Origin of the sequence: Cedecea neteri, from assembly GCF_000758305.1 — a bacterium.
Classification (GTDB): domain Bacteria; phylum Pseudomonadota; class Gammaproteobacteria; order Enterobacterales; family Enterobacteriaceae; genus Cedecea; species Cedecea neteri_C.
Genome location: NZ_CP009458.1, coordinates 460,341 through 480,984, shown reverse-complemented (window position 1 = coordinate 480,984; position 20,644 = coordinate 460,341). Strand labels below are relative to the sequence as shown.

The 20,644-nt window shown below is 54.9% G+C and carries 17 protein-coding genes and 1 pseudogene; 8 read left to right on the top strand and 10 right to left on the bottom strand.

The genetic code is table 11. The features are described from left to right. The first annotated feature begins 16 nt into the window (after nucleotides 1–16). Complete coding sequence (gene parE, locus LH23_RS02165) at nucleotides 17–1,909, top strand: DNA topoisomerase IV subunit B (RefSeq protein ID WP_008460924.1); 1,893 nt, start codon at nucleotides 17–19, stop codon at nucleotides 1,907–1,909. A 64-nt stretch (nucleotides 1,910–1,973) separates the two neighbouring features. On the opposite strand, the gene LH23_RS02160 is transcribed toward parE, so the two are convergent. The 4 genes from LH23_RS02160 to qseB form a co-directional block, all read right to left on the bottom strand. Further along, a complete protein-coding gene (locus LH23_RS02160; RefSeq protein WP_039287822.1) occupies nucleotides 1,974–2,291 on the bottom strand; it encodes a putative quinol monooxygenase in 318 nt (105 codons plus the stop codon). A 30-nt stretch (nucleotides 2,292–2,321) separates the two neighbouring features. After that, nucleotides 2,322–2,903: an NAD(P)H-dependent oxidoreductase gene (locus tag LH23_RS02155; RefSeq protein WP_039287817.1), complete on the bottom strand. Its 582-nt coding sequence runs from the start codon at nucleotides 2,901–2,903 to the stop codon at nucleotides 2,322–2,324. A 116-nt stretch (nucleotides 2,904–3,019) separates the two neighbouring features. Beyond that, nucleotides 3,020–4,381: a quorum sensing histidine kinase QseC gene (gene qseC, locus LH23_RS02150; protein ID WP_039287815.1), complete on the bottom strand. Its 1,362-nt coding sequence runs from the start codon at nucleotides 4,379–4,381 to the stop codon at nucleotides 3,020–3,022. After that, nucleotides 4,375–5,037 (bottom strand): quorum sensing response regulator transcription factor QseB, encoded by a 663-nt coding sequence (gene qseB, locus LH23_RS02145; protein ID WP_039287812.1) that lies wholly within the window; start codon nucleotides 5,035–5,037, stop codon nucleotides 4,375–4,377. The genes qseC and qseB overlap by 7 nt, the downstream gene beginning before the upstream one ends. Before the next feature lie 192 nt (nucleotides 5,038–5,229). Between qseB and LH23_RS02140 the strand changes: the two genes are divergently transcribed. The 6 genes and pseudogenes from LH23_RS02140 (at nucleotide 5,230) to LH23_RS02115 (ending at nucleotide 13,519) form a co-directional block, all read left to right on the top strand. Next, nucleotides 5,230–5,631, top strand: a complete 402-nt coding sequence (locus LH23_RS02140; RefSeq protein WP_039287810.1) for a YgiW/YdeI family stress tolerance OB fold protein — start codon at nucleotides 5,230–5,232, stop codon at nucleotides 5,629–5,631. Between the two features lie 147 nt (nucleotides 5,632–5,778). Beyond that, complete coding sequence (gene parC / locus LH23_RS02135) at nucleotides 5,779–8,049, top strand: DNA topoisomerase IV subunit A (RefSeq protein WP_039287806.1); 2,271 nt, start codon at nucleotides 5,779–5,781, stop codon at nucleotides 8,047–8,049. A gap of 90 nt (nucleotides 8,050–8,139) precedes the next feature. Next, on the top strand, nucleotides 8,140–8,895 hold the full coding sequence (locus LH23_RS02130; protein ID WP_039287803.1) for a 1-acylglycerol-3-phosphate O-acyltransferase: 756 nt from the start codon (nucleotides 8,140–8,142) through the stop codon (nucleotides 8,893–8,895). Nucleotides 8,896–8,957: 62 nt separating this feature from the next. Beyond that, entirely contained in the window at nucleotides 8,958–10,370 is a 1,413-nt protein-coding gene (gene ftsP / locus LH23_RS02125) for a cell division protein FtsP (RefSeq protein WP_039287801.1), read from the top strand. Between the two features lie 147 nt (nucleotides 10,371–10,517). Continuing rightward, a pseudogene (locus LH23_RS02120) lies at nucleotides 10,518–12,721 on the top strand (YgiQ family radical SAM protein); the annotation flags it as partial. Between the two features lie 135 nt (nucleotides 12,722–12,856). Next, nucleotides 12,857–13,519, top strand: coding sequence for an HAD family hydrolase (locus LH23_RS02115; RefSeq protein ID WP_039296295.1), 663 nt, complete (start codon nucleotides 12,857–12,859; stop codon nucleotides 13,517–13,519). Nucleotides 13,520–13,559: 40 nt separating this feature from the next. Here LH23_RS02115 and phnE (LH23_RS02110) read toward each other — a convergent pair whose 3' ends face one another. The 6 genes from phnE (LH23_RS02110) to yqhD form a co-directional block, all read right to left on the bottom strand. Beyond that, nucleotides 13,560–14,441, bottom strand: a complete 882-nt coding sequence (gene phnE, locus LH23_RS02110; RefSeq protein ID WP_039287792.1) for a phosphonate ABC transporter, permease protein PhnE — start codon at nucleotides 14,439–14,441, stop codon at nucleotides 13,560–13,562. Further along, nucleotides 14,438–15,307: a phosphonate ABC transporter, permease protein PhnE gene (phnE, locus tag LH23_RS02105; RefSeq protein WP_039287783.1), complete on the bottom strand. Its 870-nt coding sequence runs from the start codon at nucleotides 15,305–15,307 to the stop codon at nucleotides 14,438–14,440. Before phnE (LH23_RS02105) ends, phnE (LH23_RS02110) begins: the two co-directional genes overlap by 4 nt. A 101-nt stretch (nucleotides 15,308–15,408) precedes the next feature. Continuing rightward, on the bottom strand, nucleotides 15,409–16,350 hold the full coding sequence (gene phnD / locus LH23_RS02100) for a phosphonate ABC transporter substrate-binding protein (protein WP_008460942.1): 942 nt from the start codon (nucleotides 16,348–16,350) through the stop codon (nucleotides 15,409–15,411). Between the two features lie 35 nt (nucleotides 16,351–16,385). Then, nucleotides 16,386–17,228, bottom strand: coding sequence for a phosphonate ABC transporter ATP-binding protein (gene phnC, locus LH23_RS02095; protein WP_039287781.1), 843 nt, complete (start codon nucleotides 17,226–17,228; stop codon nucleotides 16,386–16,388). A 224-nt stretch (nucleotides 17,229–17,452) separates the two neighbouring features. Then, entirely contained in the window at nucleotides 17,453–18,280 is an 828-nt protein-coding gene (gene dkgA, locus LH23_RS02090) for a 2,5-didehydrogluconate reductase DkgA (protein ID WP_039287756.1), read from the bottom strand. Between the two features lie 103 nt (nucleotides 18,281–18,383). Beyond that, nucleotides 18,384–19,547: an alcohol dehydrogenase gene (yqhD, locus tag LH23_RS02085; protein ID WP_039287753.1), complete on the bottom strand. Its 1,164-nt coding sequence runs from the start codon at nucleotides 19,545–19,547 to the stop codon at nucleotides 18,384–18,386. 187 nt (nucleotides 19,548–19,734) lie between these two features. Here yqhD and LH23_RS02080 point away from each other — a divergent pair, with 187 nt between their 5' ends. After that, on the top strand, nucleotides 19,735–20,622 hold the full coding sequence (locus LH23_RS02080; RefSeq protein ID WP_039287746.1) for an AraC family transcriptional regulator: 888 nt from the start codon (nucleotides 19,735–19,737) through the stop codon (nucleotides 20,620–20,622). The last annotated feature ends 22 nt before the right edge of the window (nucleotides 20,623–20,644 follow it).

The window sequence follows — 20,644 nt, the reverse complement described above, 5'->3', positions numbered from 1 at the left end:
TCTGAATGAATAAACCATGACGCAATCCTATAATGCCGATGATATAGAGGTACTCACCGGGCTTGAGCCTGTTCGCCGCCGCCCGGGGATGTACACAGACACCACTCGTCCTAATCATTTAGGGCAGGAGGTCATTGATAACAGCGTGGATGAGGCGCTGGCAGGTCACGCCAAGCGCGTGGATGTCATCCTGCACGCCGACCAGTCGCTGGAAGTCATTGATGACGGTCGCGGGATGCCTGTTGATATCCATTCCGAAGAGAAGGTCCCGGCCATTGAGCTGATCCTTTGCCGTCTGCATGCGGGCGGTAAGTTCTCGAATAAAAACTACCAATTCTCCGGCGGCCTCCACGGCGTAGGGATCTCTGTGGTTAACGCCCTTTCCAAACGCGTTGAAGTGACCGTCCGCCGCGACGCTCAGGTATACAGCATCGCTTTTGAAAACGGCGAGAAGGTGCAGGATCTGGAGGTGATTGGCACCTGCGGGAAGCGTAATACCGGGACCAGCGTGCATTTTTGGCCGGATGAAAGCTTCTTCGACAGCCCTCGTTTTTCGGTTTCGCGGCTCAGCCATCTGCTGAAAGCAAAAGCTGTATTATGCCCAGGGGTAGAGATTACCTTTACCGATAAGGTGAATAATACCGAGCAGCGCTGGTGCTACCAGGACGGCCTGAACGACTATCTGTGCGAAGCCGTTAATGGCCTGATTACTCTGCCGGAAGCGCCGTTTATCGGCAATTTTTCGGGTGATACCGAAGCCGTTGACTGGGCGCTGCTCTGGCTGCCGGAAGGTGGCGAGCTGCTGACGGAAAGCTACGTCAACCTGATCCCAACCATGCAGGGCGGTACTCATGTAAACGGCCTTCGTCAGGGGCTGCTCGACGCAATGCGTGAGTTCTGCGAATACCGCAATATTCTGCCGCGTGGCGTGAAGCTCTCTGCGGAAGATATTTGGGAGCGGTGTGCCTATGTGCTGTCGGTCAAAATGCAGGATCCTCAGTTTGCTGGCCAGACGAAAGAGCGTCTCTCTTCGCGCCAGTGTGCTGCCTTTGTTTCAGGTGTAGTGAAGGATGCTTTCAGCCTGTGGCTGAACCAGAACGTGCAGGCGGCAGAACAGCTGGCCGAGCTGGCCATTTCCAGCGCCCAGCGCCGTATGCGCGCCGCGAAGAAGGTTGTGCGTAAAAAGCTGACCAGCGGGCCGGCGCTGCCGGGTAAGCTGGCGGACTGTACCGCGCAGGATTTAAGCCGGACCGAACTTTTCCTGGTGGAAGGGGACTCGGCGGGCGGCTCCGCGAAGCAGGCTCGCGATCGCGAATATCAGGCGATCATGCCGTTGAAAGGGAAAATCCTGAATACATGGGAAGTTTCTTCTGACGAAGTGCTGGCCTCGCAGGAAGTGCATGATATTTCTGTGGCGATCGGTATTGATCCGGACAGTGAAGATCTGAGCCAGTTGCGCTATGGCAAGGTCTGTATCCTTGCGGATGCGGACTCCGATGGCCTGCACATTGCCACGCTGCTGTGTGCGCTCTTTGTGCGCCACTTCCGGGCACTGGTAAAAGGTGGTCACGTTTACGTGGCGATGCCGCCGCTCTACCGCATCGATCTGGGTAAAGAGGTTTATTACGCGTTGGATGAAGAAGAAAAAGCCGGCGTACTGGAACAGCTTAAGCGCAAAAAAGGCAAGCCAAACGTGCAGCGGTTTAAAGGGTTGGGCGAGATGAACCCGCTTCAGCTGCGTGAGACCACGCTTGATCCGAATACGCGCCGTTTAGTTCAACTGACCATCAGCGATGAAGATGACCAGCGCACGCTGGCGACGATGGATATGCTGTTAGCCAAGAAACGTTCGGAAGATCGCCGCAACTGGCTGCAAGAGAAAGGTGATATGGCCGATATTGAGGGCTAATCGTTTTTCTCCAAAACGTAAAAGGGATGGCTCAGGCCATCCCTTTTTGCATTCTAATGCCCAGTTACTTCACGGCTTCTTCGAGAATGCGGATATGCACTTCCAGCACGTCGTCTTTCACGCGGGCGCTATGCTCTTTCATGTGTGTGGTCTGAAGATGCGCTTCCAGGTGCGCGACGCTTTCCCATTTTTCCAGCATGAAGATGGAATCCGGGGCGGTAGTCTGGAACGCTACCTGGGCGTTATGATCGACCAGCGGCGCGTAGCCGTGGCAGCCATCTTCCTTCAGCACGGTTGGAATAATTTTCTCAAACGCTGCAATTACCGCCTGGCGGTGGTGTGAACCAGGACGCGTGCGAATTTCTGCAATCACTGTCAGCATGACTAACTCCTTATGTTATCCGGCCAACAGTTAAGCAAAAATACCAGCCAGATGCTTGCGATATTCTGCTACATAATGTGGCACGTCAGGTGCTTTGATGACGTCATTAGCGATAAAGGTTGGCAGTCCTTCCATACCCAGGAATTGGTTCGCTTTGTGGAACGGAAGATAAACGCCATCCACGCCAACGCCATGGAAAAACTGATCTTTTTCGGTGAAAGCTTCTAAAGGTGCGTTCCACGTCAGGGATATCATGTAGGTTTTGCCCTGAATCAGGCCACCAGAGCCATATTTTTTAGAAGCGTCTGAACGAGTACGACCGTCGCTGGCATACAGCGAACCGTGACCTTCGGTGAACACATCGTCAATGTACTTTTTGACCGTCCACGGGGCGCCCATCCACCAGCCCGGCATCTGCCAGATGATGCTGTCTGCCCAAAGGAATTTCTCGACTTCCGCTTTAACGTCATATTCGCTGTCTGCGCGAGTGACCTGAACATCATGCCCGAGGTCGCGCAAATAGCTTTCCGCGACTTCAGTCATGGTGTCATTAAGCTGGCCGTTAGAATGACCGAATTTTTTACCGCCGTTAATAATCAGGATGTTGCTCATCGTTAGCCCTTAAATAATTACGTTTGCCAATCATTATAATGAGCGCCTTGCTGTCTAAAAATGACCAAAATGTGCAAAGACTTTTGCTGTACAAGCAATAATCAGACTGAAACCTCTCAGTTCCAACTGATGTGAACCCTAAAGCCGCCGCTTTCTGCATTGCCGAAAGTTGCCTGCATACCGTGCAACGCCGCAATTCGACTTACGATTGACAACCCCAGCCCGCTGCCTGTTTTTAGCTGCCCAGGCGGGCGGAAGAAGCGTTCGCCCAAAGAGGCAAGATATTCAGGGTTCACACCTGGTCCATTGTCGATAATCTCAAGGTTATGTTCGTTTAGCACGACGTTCACAATGCTGCCTGCGGGACTGTAGCGGATGGCGTTATCGAGGATATTGCGTAGCATCAACCCGAGTAAAAGTGGCTGGCCACGGCGAGTCACCGGTTGCTCCAACATCTGCAGGCGAATATCAATGTGTTCTCGCTGGGCCCCATGCCAGGCTTCCATCACGTTTTCCTGAAGCAGCGTCTGCAGCGACACGTCTTGCACATCGTTAAGTTCAGCCAGGGAGTCCAGTCGGGAAAGCGTAAGGAGCTGTTCAACAAGACGAGAAGCGCGATCGATGCCGTGGTGAAGCTGGTTTAGTGCTTGAGCTCTGACCTGAGTATCATCCTCAGCTAGTTGAGCCACCTCTGCCTGTACCTTCATGGCGGCAAGCGGGGTACGGAGTTCGTGCGCAGCATCGGACGTGAAGCGCCTTTCACGCTGCATAAACGCCTCTGTACGCTCAAAAAGCTGATTTAATGCTTCCACCAGTGGCCTGACTTCCAGCGGAAGCGCCTGCGTCGCCAGTCTGCTGTTGTCGGCCGGAGGACGGTGCTGTAGTTTTTGCGTTAGCTTACGCAGCGGTGCCAGTTCTGAACTGACTAACCAAATCAGCAGGGCCAGCATCAGCGGCAACACGATTAGCCAGGGCATGAGCTGAGCGGAAACCACATCCAGGGCCATATCGTTCCTGTAATCCCACTCCTGGCCGACCACGATGCGATAATGCCCATCAGGCGTTGTCAGCCAGACCAGACGCCATTGATCGTCATCATCTTTGAGTCGTCCGTCAGCAAATCCATCTCTATGCCATGAATAAGTCAGCCCTTTACCGCTGTCGCCGTCATTGAGCACAAGCCTGCCGTCTACGGTAAAAATGGCGAAGGCTAATGTGTCATCATCAAGTTTACCTCGATGTTTTTTCAGTATGTTTTTACTGCGAGGAAGCTGTGAATCGGTATTGTTTGCAGTGTTGAAATCCAACACGCTTAGCCGCTTAGCAAAAAGCAGTTGCTGCGTATCAAAGAGCTTGTTGAGCGATTTGCGGGCTTCATACCACGCGGTGGTACTGGCAATGGCTGCGGCTGCAAAGGTAAGTACGATAAAGCCTACTGTCAGACGCGTGCGTAAGCTTTTGGTCAGGGTGTTCAGCATGTGTCACCCAACGTATAGCCGATGCCGTGTACGGTGCGAATAAAACTGCTGCCCAGTTTTTTGCGAAGATGGTGAATATGAACTTCAAGGGCGTTACGTGAGACTTCATCGTCCCAGTTATAGATTTTTTCCTCGATTAACGTGCGCGGTAGCACGCGCCCGGCGTTTCGCATAAGCAACTCGAGTAAGGCGAACTCCTTGGGCTTCAGCTGCAAGGGCTCGCCGTTGAGAGATACCGTATAGTTTGCCGGGGAAAGCACAACATTTCCGTAGGTTAGTTCCGGCTGCGCGTGGCCGTGCGCCCGGCGGATGAGCACTTGCAGCCGAACCGCGACTTCTGTGAGTGCGAAAGGTTTACAAAGGTAGTCGTCCGCCCCCAGCTGTAATCCTTCTATCCGCTCGTCCAGCGAGTCCCTGGCCGTTAAAATCAGCACCGGTTCGTTGTGGCCTTCTTTTCGCCAGGCACGGAGGATATCCAGACCATCCATACCGGGCAGGCTGAGATCCAGCACTACGGCATCGTAGGGGGCGAGGCCAAGTGCGGCTTGCCCCTGAAGCCCATCGTTAAACCAGTCAACCGCAAACCCCATTTTGATTAATCCGGCTTTAATGCCGTCACCAATCAGTGGGTCATCCTCAATAAGTAACAGGCGCATGGCGCACTCCTTGTGGCTGCCGTTATGGCGTGCAGTAAATACCCGAATCCCTTACGTGTACAGCAGAAAAGCCTACTCCTTCGGTCAAGGCCGCAAATACACAATAAAAAATAGTTTCCACTCTCGGGATTAAGATCCCGCTAAGATTTAAGCGATTTAATGGGGGCTAAGAAACGAAAGGAGAATTAGATTATGAAAAAGACAGCAGCTTTGTTTGCCATTATTGCTTTAACTTCAGCCCCTCTCTTTGCTGCTCAGACCGGTGGGTTTGTTGACCCTAATGCCTCGGTACAAACTCAGCCTATACAGCAGGGCGGCTTTGTGGGCCCAACGGGGAGTAAAACCACGGTAAAACAGGCCAAAACGTTATCTGATGACACTTGGGTGACGCTGACCGGCAAAATAGAACAGCGCATTGGTGGCGATGATTACATTTTCCGCGATGCAACCGACAGCATCAACGTAGATATTGATCATAAGCGTTGGAACGGCCAAGTGGTCACCCCACAGGATACAGTGGAAATTCAGGGTAAAGTGGATAAAGACTGGAATTCGATTGAAATCGACGTAAAGCAAATTAACAAACTGAAGTAACGCTTGAAATGCGGTTTGCCCTTCTGGGCTGCCGCTTCGTATAAAGCTATTCATCGCTATGACTCAACAGGCCAGATAAGGTACTATCGGCGGCAATTACGCCGATTGTGGCCACAATCGGTTCGTCAGTTTGAGGATGAATGAGCAATGAGTGATTTGACTCATGATGGTGCTGAGCGTCTTGCGCTGCACGAATTCACGGAAAATGCGTATCTCAACTATTCCATGTACGTCATCATGGACCGCGCCCTGCCGTTTATTGGCGACGGGCTCAAGCCGGTTCAGCGTCGAATCGTATATGCGATGTCTGAGCTGGGGCTAAACGCCAGCGCAAAATTCAAAAAGTCTGCCCGTACCGTGGGTGATGTGCTGGGTAAATACCATCCGCACGGCGACAGCGCCTGTTATGAAGCGATGGTGCTGATGGCGCAGCCGTTCTCTTACCGCTACCCCTTGGTTGACGGGCAGGGGAACTGGGGCGCGCCGGATGATCCCAAGTCCTTTGCTGCAATGCGTTATACCGAATCTCGCCTGTCGAAGTACGCGGAGCTGCTGCTCAGCGAACTTGGACAGGGAACGGTAGATTACATCCCGAACTTTGACGGAACGCTGCAGGAGCCAAAAATGCTGCCTGCACGTTTACCTAACATTCTGCTTAACGGCACAACCGGCATTGCGGTAGGGATGGCAACGGACATTCCTCCACATAACTTGCGTGAGGTTGCCCAGGCCGCCATAACGTTGATTGACCAGCCAAAAACGACGCTGGACAGCCTGCTGGATATCGTCCACGGTCCGGATTATCCGACCGAAGCGGAAATCATTACGCCGCGTGAAGATATTCGCAAAATCTACCAGAACGGGCGCGGTTCAGTTCGCATGCGTGCGGTATGGCGCAAAGAAGACGGTGACGTGGTGATTACCGCGCTGCCACACCAGGTATCGGGCGCTCGCGTGCTGGAACAGATTGCCAGCCAGATGCGGGCGAAAAAGCTGCCAATGGTTGAAGACCTGCGCGATGAGTCGGATCATGAAAACCCGACCCGACTGGTGATTGTGCCTCGTTCTAATCGTGTAGACGTTGAGCAGGTCATGAACCATCTGTTCGCGACCACCGATCTGGAAAAAAGCTACCGCGTTAACCTGAATATGATTGGCCTGGACGGCCGTCCGGCGGTGAAAAACCTGCTGGAGATCCTCAGCGAATGGCTGGTCTACCGTCGTGACACGGTGCGCCGCCGCCTGAACTACCGTCTGGAAAAAGTCCTTAAACGCCTGCATATCCTCGAAGGCTTGCTGGTGGCGTTCCTCAATATCGACGAAGTGATCCATATCATTCGTACCGAGGATGAGCCGAAGCCGGTGCTGATGTCGCGCTTTGATATCAGCGAAACGCAGGCCGAAGCGATCCTTGAGCTGAAGCTGCGCCACCTCGCCAAACTGGAAGAGATGAAGATCCGCGGCGAGCAGAACGAGTTGGAAAAAGAACGCGATCAGCTGCAGGGTATTCTCGCTTCCGAGCGTAAAATGAACACGCTGTTGAAGAAAGAACTGCAGTCGGATGCCGATACCTACGGTGATGACCGTCGCTCTCCACTGCACGAGCGCGGTGAAGCGAAGGCGATGAGCGAGCATGACATGGTGCCGTCTGAACCGGTGACTATTGTGCTGTCGCAAATGGGCTGGGTGCGCAGCGCCAAAGGCCACGATATTGACGCGCCGGGCCTGAGCTACAAAGCCGGTGACAGCTACCTTGGCTCTGCCAAAGGCAAAAGTAATCAACCCGTGGCGTTCATTGACTCCACCGGGCGAAGCTACGCGCTGGATCCGATCACGCTGCCGTCAGCGCGAGGTCAGGGTGAGCCTCTGACCGGTAAGCTGACGCCACCGCCAGGTGCGACGGTGGACTATGTGCTGATGGCCGCAGACGATCAGAAGCTGCTGATGGCGTCTGATGCGGGCTATGGCTTCGTCTGTACCTTTAACGACGTTGTATCACGCAACCGCGCAGGTAAAACGTTGATTTCCCTTCCTGATAACGCCCGTGTTCTCCCTCCGCTGGAAATTCACAGTGCAGACGACATGCTGCTGGCTATCACCGCTGCCGGGCGCATGCTGATGTTCCCGGTGAGTGATTTGCCGGAATTGTCGAAAGGGAAGGGCAACAAAATTATCTCTATCCCGGCAGCCGAAGCGGCGAAGGGTGAAGATAAGCTGGCACATCTGTTTATCCTACCGCCGCAAAGCACGCTGACGCTGCATGTCGGGAAGCGTAAAATTAAGCTTCGCCCTGAAGAGTTGCAGAAAATTACCGGTGAGCGAGGCCGTCGCGGGACGTTGATGCGTGGTCTGCAGCGTATCGACCGTGTAGACGTCGATTCCCCTGTGCGGGCTGGAGCTGGAGACAGCGAAGAATAATCCGGGGTACGGTGGCAACGTTGCCGCCGTCCGGTGTGTTTTACGCTAAAGCCGATATACTTATCAACGGCTTCGGCTCATGAGGTAGTTATGCTAGCGATTGTACGTTTTATTATTGTCGTTATTTACTGCATCCTGGTATGCATCTTTGGTTCAATTTATTGTCTGTTTAGCCCGCGCAATCCGCGCCATGTGGCAACTTTTGGGCACCTTTTCGGACGTCTGGCGCCAGTATTTGGTCTCAAGGTTGAAACCCGCTTACCTGCCGGGGCAGAAAACCACCCCACCGCGATTTACATCGGTAACCATCAGAACAACTACGATATGGTGACGGCCTCGAGCATCGTGCAGCCGCCGACGGTGACGGTTGGGAAAAAAAGCCTGGTGTGGATCCCATTTTTTGGCCAGCTTTACTGGCTGACGGGCAACCTGTTGATCGACAGGGATAACCGGGCAAAAGCCCATGGCACTATCTCCCAGGTTGTAGATCAGATTCGCAAGCGTAATGTTTCTATCTGGATGTTCCCGGAAGGGACCCGCAGCCGTGGCCGCGGCCTGCTGCCGTTTAAAACCGGGGCGTTTCATGCCGCGATTGCTGCGGGCGTGCCGATTATTCCGGTGTGCGTTTCCAATACCAGTAATAAAATTAAGCTAAATCGTTGGAACAACGGTTTGGTCATCGTCGAAATGCTGCCGCCAATTGATACCAGCGCTTATGGGAAAGATCAGGTCCGTAAGCTGGCCACTGACTGTCGTGAACTGATGATGGCCAAAATCGACGAACTCAATCAAGAAGTTGCCGCGCGTGAAGCAGCCGGCAAAGTTGAAAAGAATCAGGCGAGTTAAATGCCGCCTTTGGCGGTACGGTTTGTATCGCCTTTCGTTATTCAGTTTTACATGGAGCAATTATGTCACTCAGTCGGCGTCAGTTTATTCAGGCATCCGGAGTTGCGCTTTGTGCCGGCTCGGTGCCGCTGAGGGCAAACGCGGCAGGGCAGCAGCAGCCTTTACCTGTCCCCCCTCTGCTTGAATCTCGTCGCGGCCAGCCCTTATTCCTGACGCTGCAGCGCGCTCACTGGTCATTTACCGGCGGCGCGAAGGCACCCGTTTGGGGTTTTAACGGGCGCTATATGGGGCCAACCATTCGCGTCTGGAGCGGGGATGACGTGAAGATGATTTACAGCAACCGTCTGCAGGAAAATGTTGCGATGACGATTGCTGGCCTGCAGGTGCCGGGTCCGCTGATTGGCGGGGCCGCACGTATGATGTCGCCAAACGTAGACTGGGCGCCCGTTTTACCTATTCGCCAGCGAGCCGCCACGCTGTGGTATCACGCCAACACGCCGAATCGCACCGCAAGACAGGTTTACAGCGGCCTCGCGGGGATGTGGTTAATTGAGGATGAAGTCAGCAAATCTCTGCCAATCCCTAACCATTACGGCGTGGACGACTTCCCGATCATCATCCAGGACAAGCGGCTCGATAACTTCGGTGCGCCGGAGTATCAGGAGCCGGGCAGCGGCGGTTTTGTTGGCGATACGCTGTTGGTGAACGGGGTGCAAAGTCCGTATGTGGAAGTGTCCCGTGGTTGGGTGCGCCTGCGTTTATTGAACGCCTCAAACTCGCGCCGCTATCAGTTGCAAATGAGTGATGGTCGCTCCATCGCAGTGATTTCCAGCGATCAGGGGTTCCTGCCGGCACCCGTTTCGGTCAAGCAGCTGTCGCTGGCGCCGGGAGAGCGGCGAGAAATTCTTATCGACATGACCGAAGGCAAAGAGGTCTCGATTACCGCCGGTGAAGCTGCGGGAATCATGGATCGCATTCGTGGTTTCTTTGAGCCGTCGAGCATTTTGATTTCCACGCTGGTGTTAACGCTGCGTCCTACCGGCCTGCTGCCGCTGGTGACCGACACGCTGCCAATGCGCCTTCTGCCGGAAGAGATTATTGGCGGTAACCCAACGCGCAGCCGTGAAATCACCCTCGGTGACGATCCGGGCATTAACGGCCAGCTGTGGGATATGAAGCGGATAGATATTCAGACTCAGCAGGGCACCTGGGAACGCTGGACGGTACGCGCCGATACGCCGCAGTCTTTCCACATTGAGGGCGTCAGTTTCCTGGTGCGCAACGTGAACGGGGCTTCTCCGTTCGGGGAAGATCGCGGCTGGAAGGATACCGTGTGGATTGACGGGCAGGTTGAGCTGCTGGTCTACTTTGGGCAGCCGTCCTGGGAGCATTTCCCGTTCCTCTATTCCAGCCAGACGCTGGAGCTTGCCGATCGCGGTTCCATCGGTCAGTTATTGGTTCAGCCCGCGCCGTAGTTTTACCCTCTCCCTAACCCTCTCCCAGGAAGGGAGAGGGGGCAGCATGGTACTTTGCTCTGAGTTTTTCTCCCTCGCCCCTTTGGGAGAGGGGCGGGGTGAGGGGCAGAAAACCCAGAATAACCCTTCAAAAAATAGTCCTAATAGGCGTATAATCGCCGCCCTTTTGTTCATTTCTACATCACCTCTTCGGAAATCCTATGAGCGTCAAAAGCCTGATCCAGCCGGATCGCGAACTCTTTTCATGGCCTCAATATTGGGCTGCTTGTTTTGGTCCGGCACCGTTTTTACCCATGTCCCGCGCGGAGATGGACGAACTCGGCTGGGACAGCTGCGACATCATTCTGGTCACCGGCGACGCCTATGTGGATCACCCCAGCTTCGGGATGGCCATTTGTGGCCGTATGTTAGAGGCTCAGGGCTTCCGCGTAGGGATTATTTCCCAACCGGACTGGTCTTCTAAGCAAGACTTTATGCGCCTCGGCAAGCCGAATCTGTTCTTTGGCGTGACCGCCGGGAACATGGATTCGATGATTAACCGCTACACGGCAGATCGTAAGCTGCGGCATGACGATGCTTACACGCCGGATAACGTGGCAGGCAAGCGTCCCGATCGCGCTTCTTTGGTCTACACCCAGCGCTGTAAAGAAGCGTGGCGTGATGTGCCGGTGATCCTGGGCGGCATCGAAGCGAGCCTGCGCCGTACCGCGCACTATGACTACTGGTCTGATACCGTGCGCCGCTCGATTTTGGTGGATGCTAAAGCCGATATGCTGATCTTCGGCAACGGTGAACGGCCGCTGGTGGAAGTGGCGCATCGTCTGGCCAACGGCGAAGGGATCGCTGACATTTGCGACGTGCGTAATACCGCCATCATGCGCAAAGAAGCGATGCCCGGCTGGGCAGGCGTCGACTCCACCCGCCTTGATACGCCAGGAAAAATCGACCCCATTCCGCACCCTTACGGGGACGATCTCCCCTGTGCCGACGGTAATAAACCGAAGGATACGAAAGCGGATGAAGCCAAAGCTGTAACCGTGCAGCCGCCGCGACCAAAGCCTTGGGAAAAGACCTATGTTCTGCTGCCGTCCTTTGAGAAGGTGAAGGCCGATAAGGTGATGTATGCCCACGCTTCGCGGATCCTGCATCATGAAACCAACCCTGGCTGCGCCCGAGCGATGATGCAAAAGCACGGCGATCGCTATATCTGGATCAACCCACCGGCTATTCCACTTTCGACCGAAGAGATGGACAGCGTGTTCGCGCTTCCTTACCAGCGTGTGCCTCATCCTTCCTACGGCAAGGCTCGCATTCCGGCCTATGAGATGATCCGCTTCTCGGTGAACATTATGCGTGGCTGCTTCGGAGGCTGCTCTTTCTGCTCCATCACCGAGCACGAAGGTCGCATTATCCAGAGCCGATCCGAAGATTCCATCATCAGCGAAATCGAAGCCATGCGCGACAGCGTGCCGGGCTTTACCGGCGTGGTGTCCGATCTCGGTGGCCCAACCGCCAATATGTATATGCTGCGCTGCAAGTCGCCGCGTGCGGAGCAAACCTGCCGCCGCCTGTCGTGCGTTTATCCGGAAATTTGCCAGCATATGGACACCAACCATCAGCCGACCATCGATCTCTACCGCCGCGCCCGCGATCTTAAGGGGGTGAAAAAGATCTTAATCGCTTCCGGCGTACGCTACGATCTGGCGGTAGCCGACCCGCGCTATATCAAAGAGCTGGCTACTCATCACGTAGGCGGTTACCTGAAAATTGCCCCAGAACATACCGAAGAAGGGCCGCTATCGAAGATGATGAAGCCGGGGATGGGCAGCTATCATCGCTTTAAAGAGCTATTCGATACCTATTCGAAGCAGGCTGGCAAAGAGCAGTATCTGATCCCATACTTTATCTCCGCGCACCCGGGGACGCGTGATGAGGACATGGTGAATCTCGCGCTGTGGCTGAAGCAGCACCGGTTCCGCCTCGATCAGGTTCAGAACTTCTATCCATCGCCGCTGGCTAACTCCACCACCATGTATTACACGGGTAAAAATCCGCTGAGCAAGGTGAGCTACAAAAGCGAGGATATCGTCGTGCCGCGCGGCGATCGTCAACGCCGCCTCCATAAAGCCCTGTTGCGCTATCACGACCCGGCTAACTGGGCGCTGATTCGCGAGGCGCTGGAGGCGATGGGTAAAAAGCATCTGATTGGCGGCAGACGTGAATGCCTGGTGCCTGCCCCAACCCTGGAGGAGATGCGAGAAGCCCGCAGGAATGCTCGTCACGCCCGGCCGGCGCTGACGAAGCACACCCCGCTTGCGCACCAGCGCCGCCCGGCAGCAGCAGGAAAAAGGAAGCCGCATGTGAAGTAACGGCGTGCTTTCATGCCGCTGTCATTTTTTTCTGCGACAAAGAGAAGTGGGAATCCCTGTCCGTCGGGTCTGGTGCTAAGCTGCCCGGCGGCCTCTTTGCTGAAATGAGAAATGAACATGTCTAACCCGCTGTACGTTTTTGACCTCGACCATACCCTGATTGACGCCGATTGCAGCACCCTCTGGAGCCGCTTCCTTTCCCGCGAAGGGCTGATAAAAGATCCTGATTATCTGGCCAAAGAGCACAAGCTGATGCTCGACTACCAGCGCGGCGAAATGAACATTCACGAATACGTTGGCGTCACGCTGGCCCCGCTGACCGGTATGACAATTGCCGACGTCGATACGCTGGTGGCCCGCTGTGTAGAAACCGATGTTTTGCCGCTGGTTTACCCGGAAGCCAAGCGCCTGATTGAGCAACTGCACGCCCAGGGTCAGCAGATGATGATCATCTCTGCGTCGGTCAGCCTGCTGGTAAAGGCCATTGCGCCGCGGCTGGGCATTGAACACGCCATCGGTATCGACCTGGTGACCGGCAATAATGCCTACACCAGCGTGATAAGCGGCGTGCCGAGCTATCAGGCTGGCAAAATTACCCGTCTGAAGGAGTGGCTGGCGGTGAACCCGGAATACAGCGGCGAACTGACGTTTTATACCGACTCTATCAACGACTTACCGCTGTGCCTTGAGGCCGATAAAGTGCTGATGGTAAATCCTTGCCAGAAACTTGCCGCGCAGGGCGCACGTTACGGCTGGCAAACGCTGAACTGGTCTTTGTAGCGAAACCGGGGCATGGCGAAAACCGTGCCCCGTTTAGATGTTATTGCGGAGAATACAGCGGCACCGGCTTCCCGGTGATATAACGGCGGCGCAGCCAGGCCGAAATAGCATCCATCGCCATTACCACGCAGACCAGAATCAGGGTGATAAACATCACCACGTCCCAGTTCCACAGCCGCATGTTCTCGGCGTAAACCAGGCCGACACCGCCCGCGCCGACAAAGCCCAGCACCGCCGCTGAACGGGTGTTGGACTCAATCTGATACAGGCTGAGGGAGAGAAATGCCGGGAACGACTGGGTGAAGATTCCGAAGCGGTGCTTCTGAATACCCGCAGCTCCCACGGCGGTTAATCCCCGGCTCGGAGAGCGCTCTACCGCTTCGTGCCCCTCGGCATAAAGCCTGCCCAGTAAGCCGGTATCCTGCATGATAATTGCCAGTACGCCTGCCAGAGGCCCAAGCCCCACGGCACGCACAAATATTAGCCCCCAAATCGCCATATCCACGCCACGCAGCAGGTCAAACAGGCGGCGAACCAGCAGCGCGACTATGCGTGCTACCGGGCCCTGCATGATATTGCGTGCGGCAAAGAACGACAGCAGCAGCGCCAGCACTGTGGCGGTCAGCGTCCCGGCAAAAACAATGGCGAGCGTAATGGCGATTTGCGAGAAGTAATAGGCGAACGGCCAGTTAACAAAGTCATGCCAGACAAACATGCGCAGGAAGTAGCGCCCGAGCTGAGCGATGCCGGTCAGGATTTGCCCGGAGTCGATGCCGAAAGTGAAGAAAAACCAGACGTAGTAGCCGAGGATAGCGGCGGCCAGTAGCCCGATGTGGCGCAGATAGCGCCCCTGCATCCGGTAAAGTTCACGGTGCTGCTCGCGGCTTTTAGCGAGATCCGGTGTTGCCTGTGAAATGCTCATTTTTTCCCCTCCAGAACCCAGCGGCGTAGCCTGCCGGATAGGACATCGAGGATGGAAACCACCACGATAATCAGCAGCAGCGTGATGCTGACCTGATCGTAACGGTCGAGTTTAATGTTGGTCATCAGCTCCTGGCCGATCCCGCCCGCGCCAACGAGGCCGAGAATGGTGGAGGAGCGGAAGTTAATCTCGAAGCGCATAAAGCTGTAGGACAAGAAGATCGGCTTCACCTGCGGCCACAGGGCGAAGCGTACGCGCTGAAGTGGCGTAGCACCGCAGGCCACCAGGCCACGTACAGGTTTGTCGGACGCGCTTTCGATGGCTTCATAAAACAGCTTGGTCAGGCTGCCAATGGTGTGCAGGGCCAGCGCCAGAAACCCCGGAATAGCGCCGATGCCAAAGGCCATCACGAACATTACCGCCCATGCCAGTTCCGGCATGGTTCTCAGAAACGCCACCGATGCCCGAACGCCGAAGCGTACGGCGGGTGGCGTCCATGTATTACCGGCGGCCAAAAATGCCAGCACGGCAGCAATACAGGTCGAAATCAGCGTTGAAGCCAGCGCCAACTGCAGCGTTTCCCAAATCAGCGGCAGCTGAATAGGCAGGCGGTATCCCCAATAGGCCAGCGAGCCTTTGGTGTGGACGTCGGCCAGCAGAACCGAAAGGTGCAGCGTCGGCAGGGTTTCGAACATGTAGTCGAGGAAGTTTGGCAGCGATTGCCAGATGGTGGTCAGGCTGAACTCAGCGACATGACCGGCGGTAAGATACAGGCCTACCAGCAGCAGGGACCAAATCAGCGTGTCGCGCTTCTGGCGCATTCTGACCTGGTGATAGTAACGCTCAAATTCCGTATTCAACATCATCACTTATTATCCGGTTTGTTTCCGGTGACGGGTTGCCCCGTCCTGATAAAAAAGCACCCTGGCAGGTCGCCGGGGTGCGATTTTTATGCGGTGGGCGTCAATTAGCGAGCGCTAACCAGCTCACGCTTCATGTCGATGATCTGCTGGAAGTCAGCCACTGATGCCGGGCCGATGTGCTGGGTGCCGCCCATCGCCTTCACGAAGCAGCCGTGATCTTCTTTATCCAGTTTTTTCACCGCATCCACCACTTTGGCCTTGAAGTCAGCCGGCAGCTTGTTGCTGACCAGGATCGGGCCGTTCGGGATCAGTGGCGAAGTCCAGATGATGCGGATCTGCTTCATCAGGTCCGGGTGATCCATACGGATCAGGCGGTTAAACGCCCCGGCGGTGTAGCCGTCGTTATAGTCGCCAACCATGGAAGCCCAGGTCACCGCGCCAGCAAACTGGCCGTTCAGCACGCCCAGGATGTCCTGCTCGTGGCCGCCGGAGAAGGTGACGCTGGAGAAGAAGTTGTTGTATTTGTTGTCCGCGGTGCCGCCGAGTTTCTGTTTGAACTCGTGGTTCGGGATCAGGTAGCCAGAGGTGGAGTCCGGATCCGCGAAGCCGAAGGATTTGCCCTTCAGATCTTCGATGGTTTTGTACGGGCTGTCGGCTTTCACGATCACCACAGAGTGGTAGCCGCGAGACTGGTCTTTATCGTCAACCGCGATGCCAACGATATCCACCGCTTTCGGGTCGTTCATGTATACCGAAGCGTAGGAAGAAGGGGACATGCTCAGCACCAGGTCGACTTTACCGCCGATCAGGCCCTGAATAACGCCAGAGTAGTCAGAAGAGTTACGCAGTTTCGTGTCGACATTCAGTTCTTTATCCATGAACTGCTTCACACACTGGTTATCACCAATTTGCTGGGTCGCATTCTGCCCGCCGAGGATCCCGAGGTTCAGTTCGCGCGGCTGGTCAGCAGCCATAGCGTGGCCTGCAATCACAAGGCCAGTAATCACTGCGGATAAACGTAATGCGCCAGTCAGTTGCTTTTTCATTATCATTGCCTGTGTTGTATCAATTGGAGAGAGAATTAATGCACTTGATTGATTTCATCGCCGTACAAGAGATGCAGCACGTCGTCCGTTAACATCGACGGATGACCGTCAAACACGATATTTCCTTTTGCAACCCCGATAACGCGGGTGCAGTACTCTTTCACCAGCTCGATGGAATGCAGGTTCACCATCACGCTGATGCCTTGCTCACACACTTCACGCAGCACTTTCATGATGCGTTGGGTATTTTTCGGGTCGAGCGAAGCTACCGGCTCATCGGCCAGCAAAATGCTTGGGTTTTGCATCAGCGCTCGGCAAATGGCGACGCGCTGCATCTGGCCGCCGGAAAGGTTCTCGGCGCGTTGCAGGGCGTGGGGCAGCATGTTCATCCACTCCAGAAGCGAAATCGCACGGGCGCGGTCTGCCTCAGGGAATACTTTAAACAGGGATTTCAGCGTGGAGGTCTGGCTCAGGCGGCCCAGCAGGACGTTGGTCAGCACATCCAGTCTTGGCACCAGGCAGAAGTCCTGGAAGATCATGCCGCATTCGGTGCGCCACTGGTTCAGGGCGCGACCGCTGAGTTTAGACACATCGTGCGGCATCCCGACTTCCGGAAAGCTGAGGATCTCGCCCGACGTGGCAGAATGCGTACCGTTCAGAATATGCAGCAGCGTAGATTTCCCCGCGCCTGAGCGGCCAATCACGCCCACCAGTTCACCGGCATGCAGGTCAAAGTTAATGTCGTGCAGCACGGTCTGGTGTGCGTTATAGGCCTTACTCAGGCTCTTAACGCTCAGGACTTTACGCCCCGGCGCGGGCGCAAACTGCGGCAGCGACTCCAGGTCAGAGTTGGTAACTACGGCAAGGGATCTGTTCATAACCATTCCAAATGAGTTAGCGAAGCTGGCCCTATTTATCGTGGTGTTGTGTGACTTTTTGATTACGGCTAAAAGAACAAATAATGAACGCCGTGAAAATTCACGCGACGATCAAACGGATGTGTTACACGTAGAAAGCGCTGGGGCAGGGAGTGTGCAGGAAATAAAAAACCACCCGGCTGGTTAAGGCTAAGGTGGTTTGGGAGAGAAAAGAGAAGCCGGATTTAGCCGACAAATACGTCCGGGTCTGGCCCAAGGCGTTTACCGCTGTCGAGCTTCGCAATTTCAGCCAGCTCTTCTTTGTCCAGGCGGAAGTCGAACACGTCAAAGTTTTCAGCAATACGGGCCGGTGTGACCGATTTAGGGATAACCACCAGTCCGCTATCGAGGTGCCAGCGAATCACCACCTGAGCCGGTGTTTTGCCGTATTTGTCCGCTAAATCACGAATGATTTTCTGATCAAACACGCCTTCGCCGCCCTGGGCCAGCGGGCTCCAGGACTCCGTCTGGATTTTGTGAGTCGCGTTCCAGGCGTGAAGCTGGCGCTGTTGCAGCAGAGGGTGCAGCTCAATCTGGTTGATCACCGGGCTAACGCCGGTTTCGTCGATCAGCCGCTGGAGATGATTAAGATTGAAGTTACACACCCCGATACTCTTCACCAGCCCCTCTTTTTGCAGCTCAATCAGCCCTTTCCAGGCTTCGAGATAGTGATCTTTACTCGGCACCGGCCAGTGCAGCAGATAGAGATCGACATAATCAAGCTGCAGTTTTTCAAGGCTGTCTTCCAGCGCCTGGCGAGGCCGCTGCTGGTCGCTGTTCCAGAGCTTGGTGGTAATAAACAGGTCGTCACGCGCAATGCCTGCGCTTTTCAGTGCGGTGCCTACGCCGTCCTCGTTTTTGTAGGCGGCGGCGGTATCAATGGAGCGGTATCCCACTTCCAGGGCTTTCTCAATGGCTGTCCTGACCTGGTCGTTGCTGGCCTGCCAGACACCGAGCCCAAGCTGCGGCATTACGTTGCCATCCTGGAGCTTGATTAAGGTTGGATGAGTCATGCGTACCTCCTTAATAGTGCGAAAAACACCGGGCAAGCCCGGTGTAAGTTTGGTATTAAGTCTAGTCGAAACTCAGGCAGTCAAAGCGCTAACCTGGATTCTCTTAGCGCGCGGCTTCGTAAATGCGGCGGCTAACGTCCAGCGTAATGTCCTGATGTTCGCCCAGCTTAGTCATGCCTTTTTCTTCCAGTTTCACCAGCAGAGCAGGGATGGAGCTGCCGTCCAGGCCGTAGGCGGACAGGCGAGTCGCGGTGCCCATTTTCTCGAAGAAATTGCGGGTCGCTTCGATAGCCGCATCAATACGCTCTTCTTCGCTGCCGGAGGTGATGTTCCAGACGCGTTCTGCATATTGCAGCAGTTTGGCGTGCTTCTCGTTACGCTTTTCATTCATCAGAGAAGGCAGAACCACCGCCAGCGTTTGAGCGTGATCCAGACCGTGCATTGCGGTCAGTTCGTGGCCCAGCATATGGGTCGCCCAGTCCTGCGGCACGCCTGCCCCGATCAGGCCATTCAGCGCCATTGTTGCAGCCCACATCACGTTCGCACGCACATCATAGTTTTCCGGATCTTTCAGCGCTTTCGGGCCGTCTTCGATCAGCGTCAGCAGAATGCCTTCTGCGAAACGATCCTGAACTTTGGCGTTGACCGGGTAAGTCAGGTACTGCTCGATGGTGTGCACAAAGGCATCCACCACGCCGTTAGCAACCTGTTTAGGTGGCAGGGTGTAGGTGTAAACCGGATCCAGAACCGCAAAGACAGGCTGAACGAAGTCAGACATGAACGCTTGTTTGTCGCCAGTAGAGCGGCGGGAAACTACCGCGCCTTTGTTGGATTCGGAGCCGGTTGCTGGCAACGTCAGCACGGAACCCATTGGGATCGCGCTTTTCACGTCGTTACCGCGCGTCAGCAGAATGTTCCACGGATCGATATCCTGCGGATAGTGCGCTGCTGCGGCGATGAATTTAGTGCCGTCGAGCACGGAGCCACCTCCGACTGCCAGCAGGAAAGTCACGTTTTCTTTACGCGCAATCTCTACGGCTTTCATCAGCGTTTCGTAAGACGGGTTAGGTTCGATGCCGCCAAACTCCAGCACGTCGAGGCCTTTCAGCGCATCTTTAACCTGGCCCAGTACGCCAGTTTTAATCACGCTACCGCCGCCGTAGGTAATCAGTACGCGAGCGTCCGCAGGGATCTGGTCACGCAGTTCTGCCAGGGAGCCTTTACCAAACAGGATGCGGGTTGGGGTATGAAGATTGAAGTTATTCATGATGGGTTTCCCGTTCGTTAGATGAGTCACATTGCTAAATCTGATGGCGCTTATTGTGGTCCGCCACCTTGCCTCTCTCAATGCATATTTCTGCCTTTATCTTGCCTGTTTCTCCAAACGGCTGGAGAAATTGCAGAATTCATCGCACACTGTAAGCCGGATAAAACGCGCCGTGGAGACGTAATAAATGAGCAGCCAGGCTATCTGCCAGCAACTGACTGAAAAAATCAATCAGCTAATTTTAAAGGAAAAAAAAGAGAATTTTTTCGATGGCGTACGACTGGTGTACGGCACTAAACCACTGGCGCGCACCCCGGTTATGTACGAGCCAGGAATCATTTTTCTCTTTTCTGGCCATAAAACAGGTTATGTGAACGATCGTGTATTTCGCTATGACGCCAATGAATATCTGTTGCTGACGGTGCCTTTGCCGTTTGAGTGCGAAACCTTTGCGACCGCGGACGTGCCGCTCGCCGGGATGAGAATTAACGTCGATATTCAGCAACTGCAGGATTTGCTGATGGACATTGGCGAAGACGATCTCTTCCACCCGCAGTCATGCATCGACGGGATAAACTCCGCCGAGCTGTCGGAAGAAATACTTTGCGCTGCGGAGCGGTTGCTGGACGTATTGGATCGTCCTCTTGATGCCCGAGTCCTGGGCAAGCAGATTATCCGCGAGATCCTTTATCACGTTTTGACTGGCCCAAGCGGCGGGGCGCTGCTGGCGCTGGTAAGCCGTCAGACGCATTTTAGCCTGATCAGCCGCGTGCTGCGGCGGATTGAAAATCAGTACACCGAAAACCTGTCCGTGGACCAGCTGGCAGCCGAGGCCAACATGAGCGTTTCGGCTTTCCATCATAATTTTAAGTCGGTGACCAGTACGTCTCCGCTGCAATACCTGAAAACCTACCGACTGCATAAGGCAAGAATGTTAATGCTGCATGACGGTATGAAGGCAAGCGCGGCGGCTATCCGCGTCGGCTACGAGAGCGCATCTCAGTTTAGCCGGGAGTTTAAGCGCTATTTTGGCGTGACGCCGGGGGAAGATATGGCGCGGATGCGGGTTATTTGATGAGGCAAAAGTGAAGAGCGAA

Excerpts from the sequence above, each read along its gene's own strand:
- parE (WP_008460924.1), top strand. The coding sequence starts at position 17 with ATGACGCAATCCTATAATGCCGATGATATAGAGGTACTCACCGGGCTT.
- LH23_RS02160 (WP_039287822.1), bottom strand. The coding sequence starts at position 2,291 with ATGCTGACAGTGATTGCAGAAATTCGCACGCGTCCTGGTTCACACCAC.
- LH23_RS02155 (WP_039287817.1), bottom strand. The coding sequence starts at position 2,903 with ATGAGCAACATCCTGATTATTAACGGCGGTAAAAAATTCGGTCATTCT.
- qseC (WP_039287815.1), bottom strand. The coding sequence starts at position 4,381 with ATGCTGAACACCCTGACCAAAAGCTTACGCACGCGTCTGACAGTAGGC.
- qseB (WP_039287812.1), bottom strand. The coding sequence starts at position 5,037 with ATGCGCCTGTTACTTATTGAGGATGACCCACTGATTGGTGACGGCATT.
- LH23_RS02140 (WP_039287810.1), top strand. The coding sequence starts at position 5,230 with ATGAAAAAGACAGCAGCTTTGTTTGCCATTATTGCTTTAACTTCAGCC.
- parC (WP_039287806.1), top strand. The coding sequence starts at position 5,779 with ATGAGTGATTTGACTCATGATGGTGCTGAGCGTCTTGCGCTGCACGAA.
- LH23_RS02130 (WP_039287803.1), top strand. The coding sequence starts at position 8,140 with ATGCTAGCGATTGTACGTTTTATTATTGTCGTTATTTACTGCATCCTG.
- ftsP (WP_039287801.1), top strand. The coding sequence starts at position 8,958 with ATGTCACTCAGTCGGCGTCAGTTTATTCAGGCATCCGGAGTTGCGCTT.
- LH23_RS02115 (WP_039296295.1), top strand. The coding sequence starts at position 12,857 with ATGTCTAACCCGCTGTACGTTTTTGACCTCGACCATACCCTGATTGAC.
- phnE (WP_039287792.1), bottom strand. The coding sequence starts at position 14,441 with ATGAGCATTTCACAGGCAACACCGGATCTCGCTAAAAGCCGCGAGCAG.
- phnE (WP_039287783.1), bottom strand. The coding sequence starts at position 15,307 with ATGATGTTGAATACGGAATTTGAGCGTTACTATCACCAGGTCAGAATG.
- phnD (WP_008460942.1), bottom strand. The coding sequence starts at position 16,350 with ATGAAAAAGCAACTGACTGGCGCATTACGTTTATCCGCAGTGATTACT.
- phnC (WP_039287781.1), bottom strand. The coding sequence starts at position 17,228 with ATGAACAGATCCCTTGCCGTAGTTACCAACTCTGACCTGGAGTCGCTG.
- dkgA (WP_039287756.1), bottom strand. The coding sequence starts at position 18,280 with ATGACTCATCCAACCTTAATCAAGCTCCAGGATGGCAACGTAATGCCG.
- yqhD (WP_039287753.1), bottom strand. The coding sequence starts at position 19,547 with ATGAATAACTTCAATCTTCATACCCCAACCCGCATCCTGTTTGGTAAA.
- LH23_RS02080 (WP_039287746.1), top strand. The coding sequence starts at position 19,735 with ATGAGCAGCCAGGCTATCTGCCAGCAACTGACTGAAAAAATCAATCAG.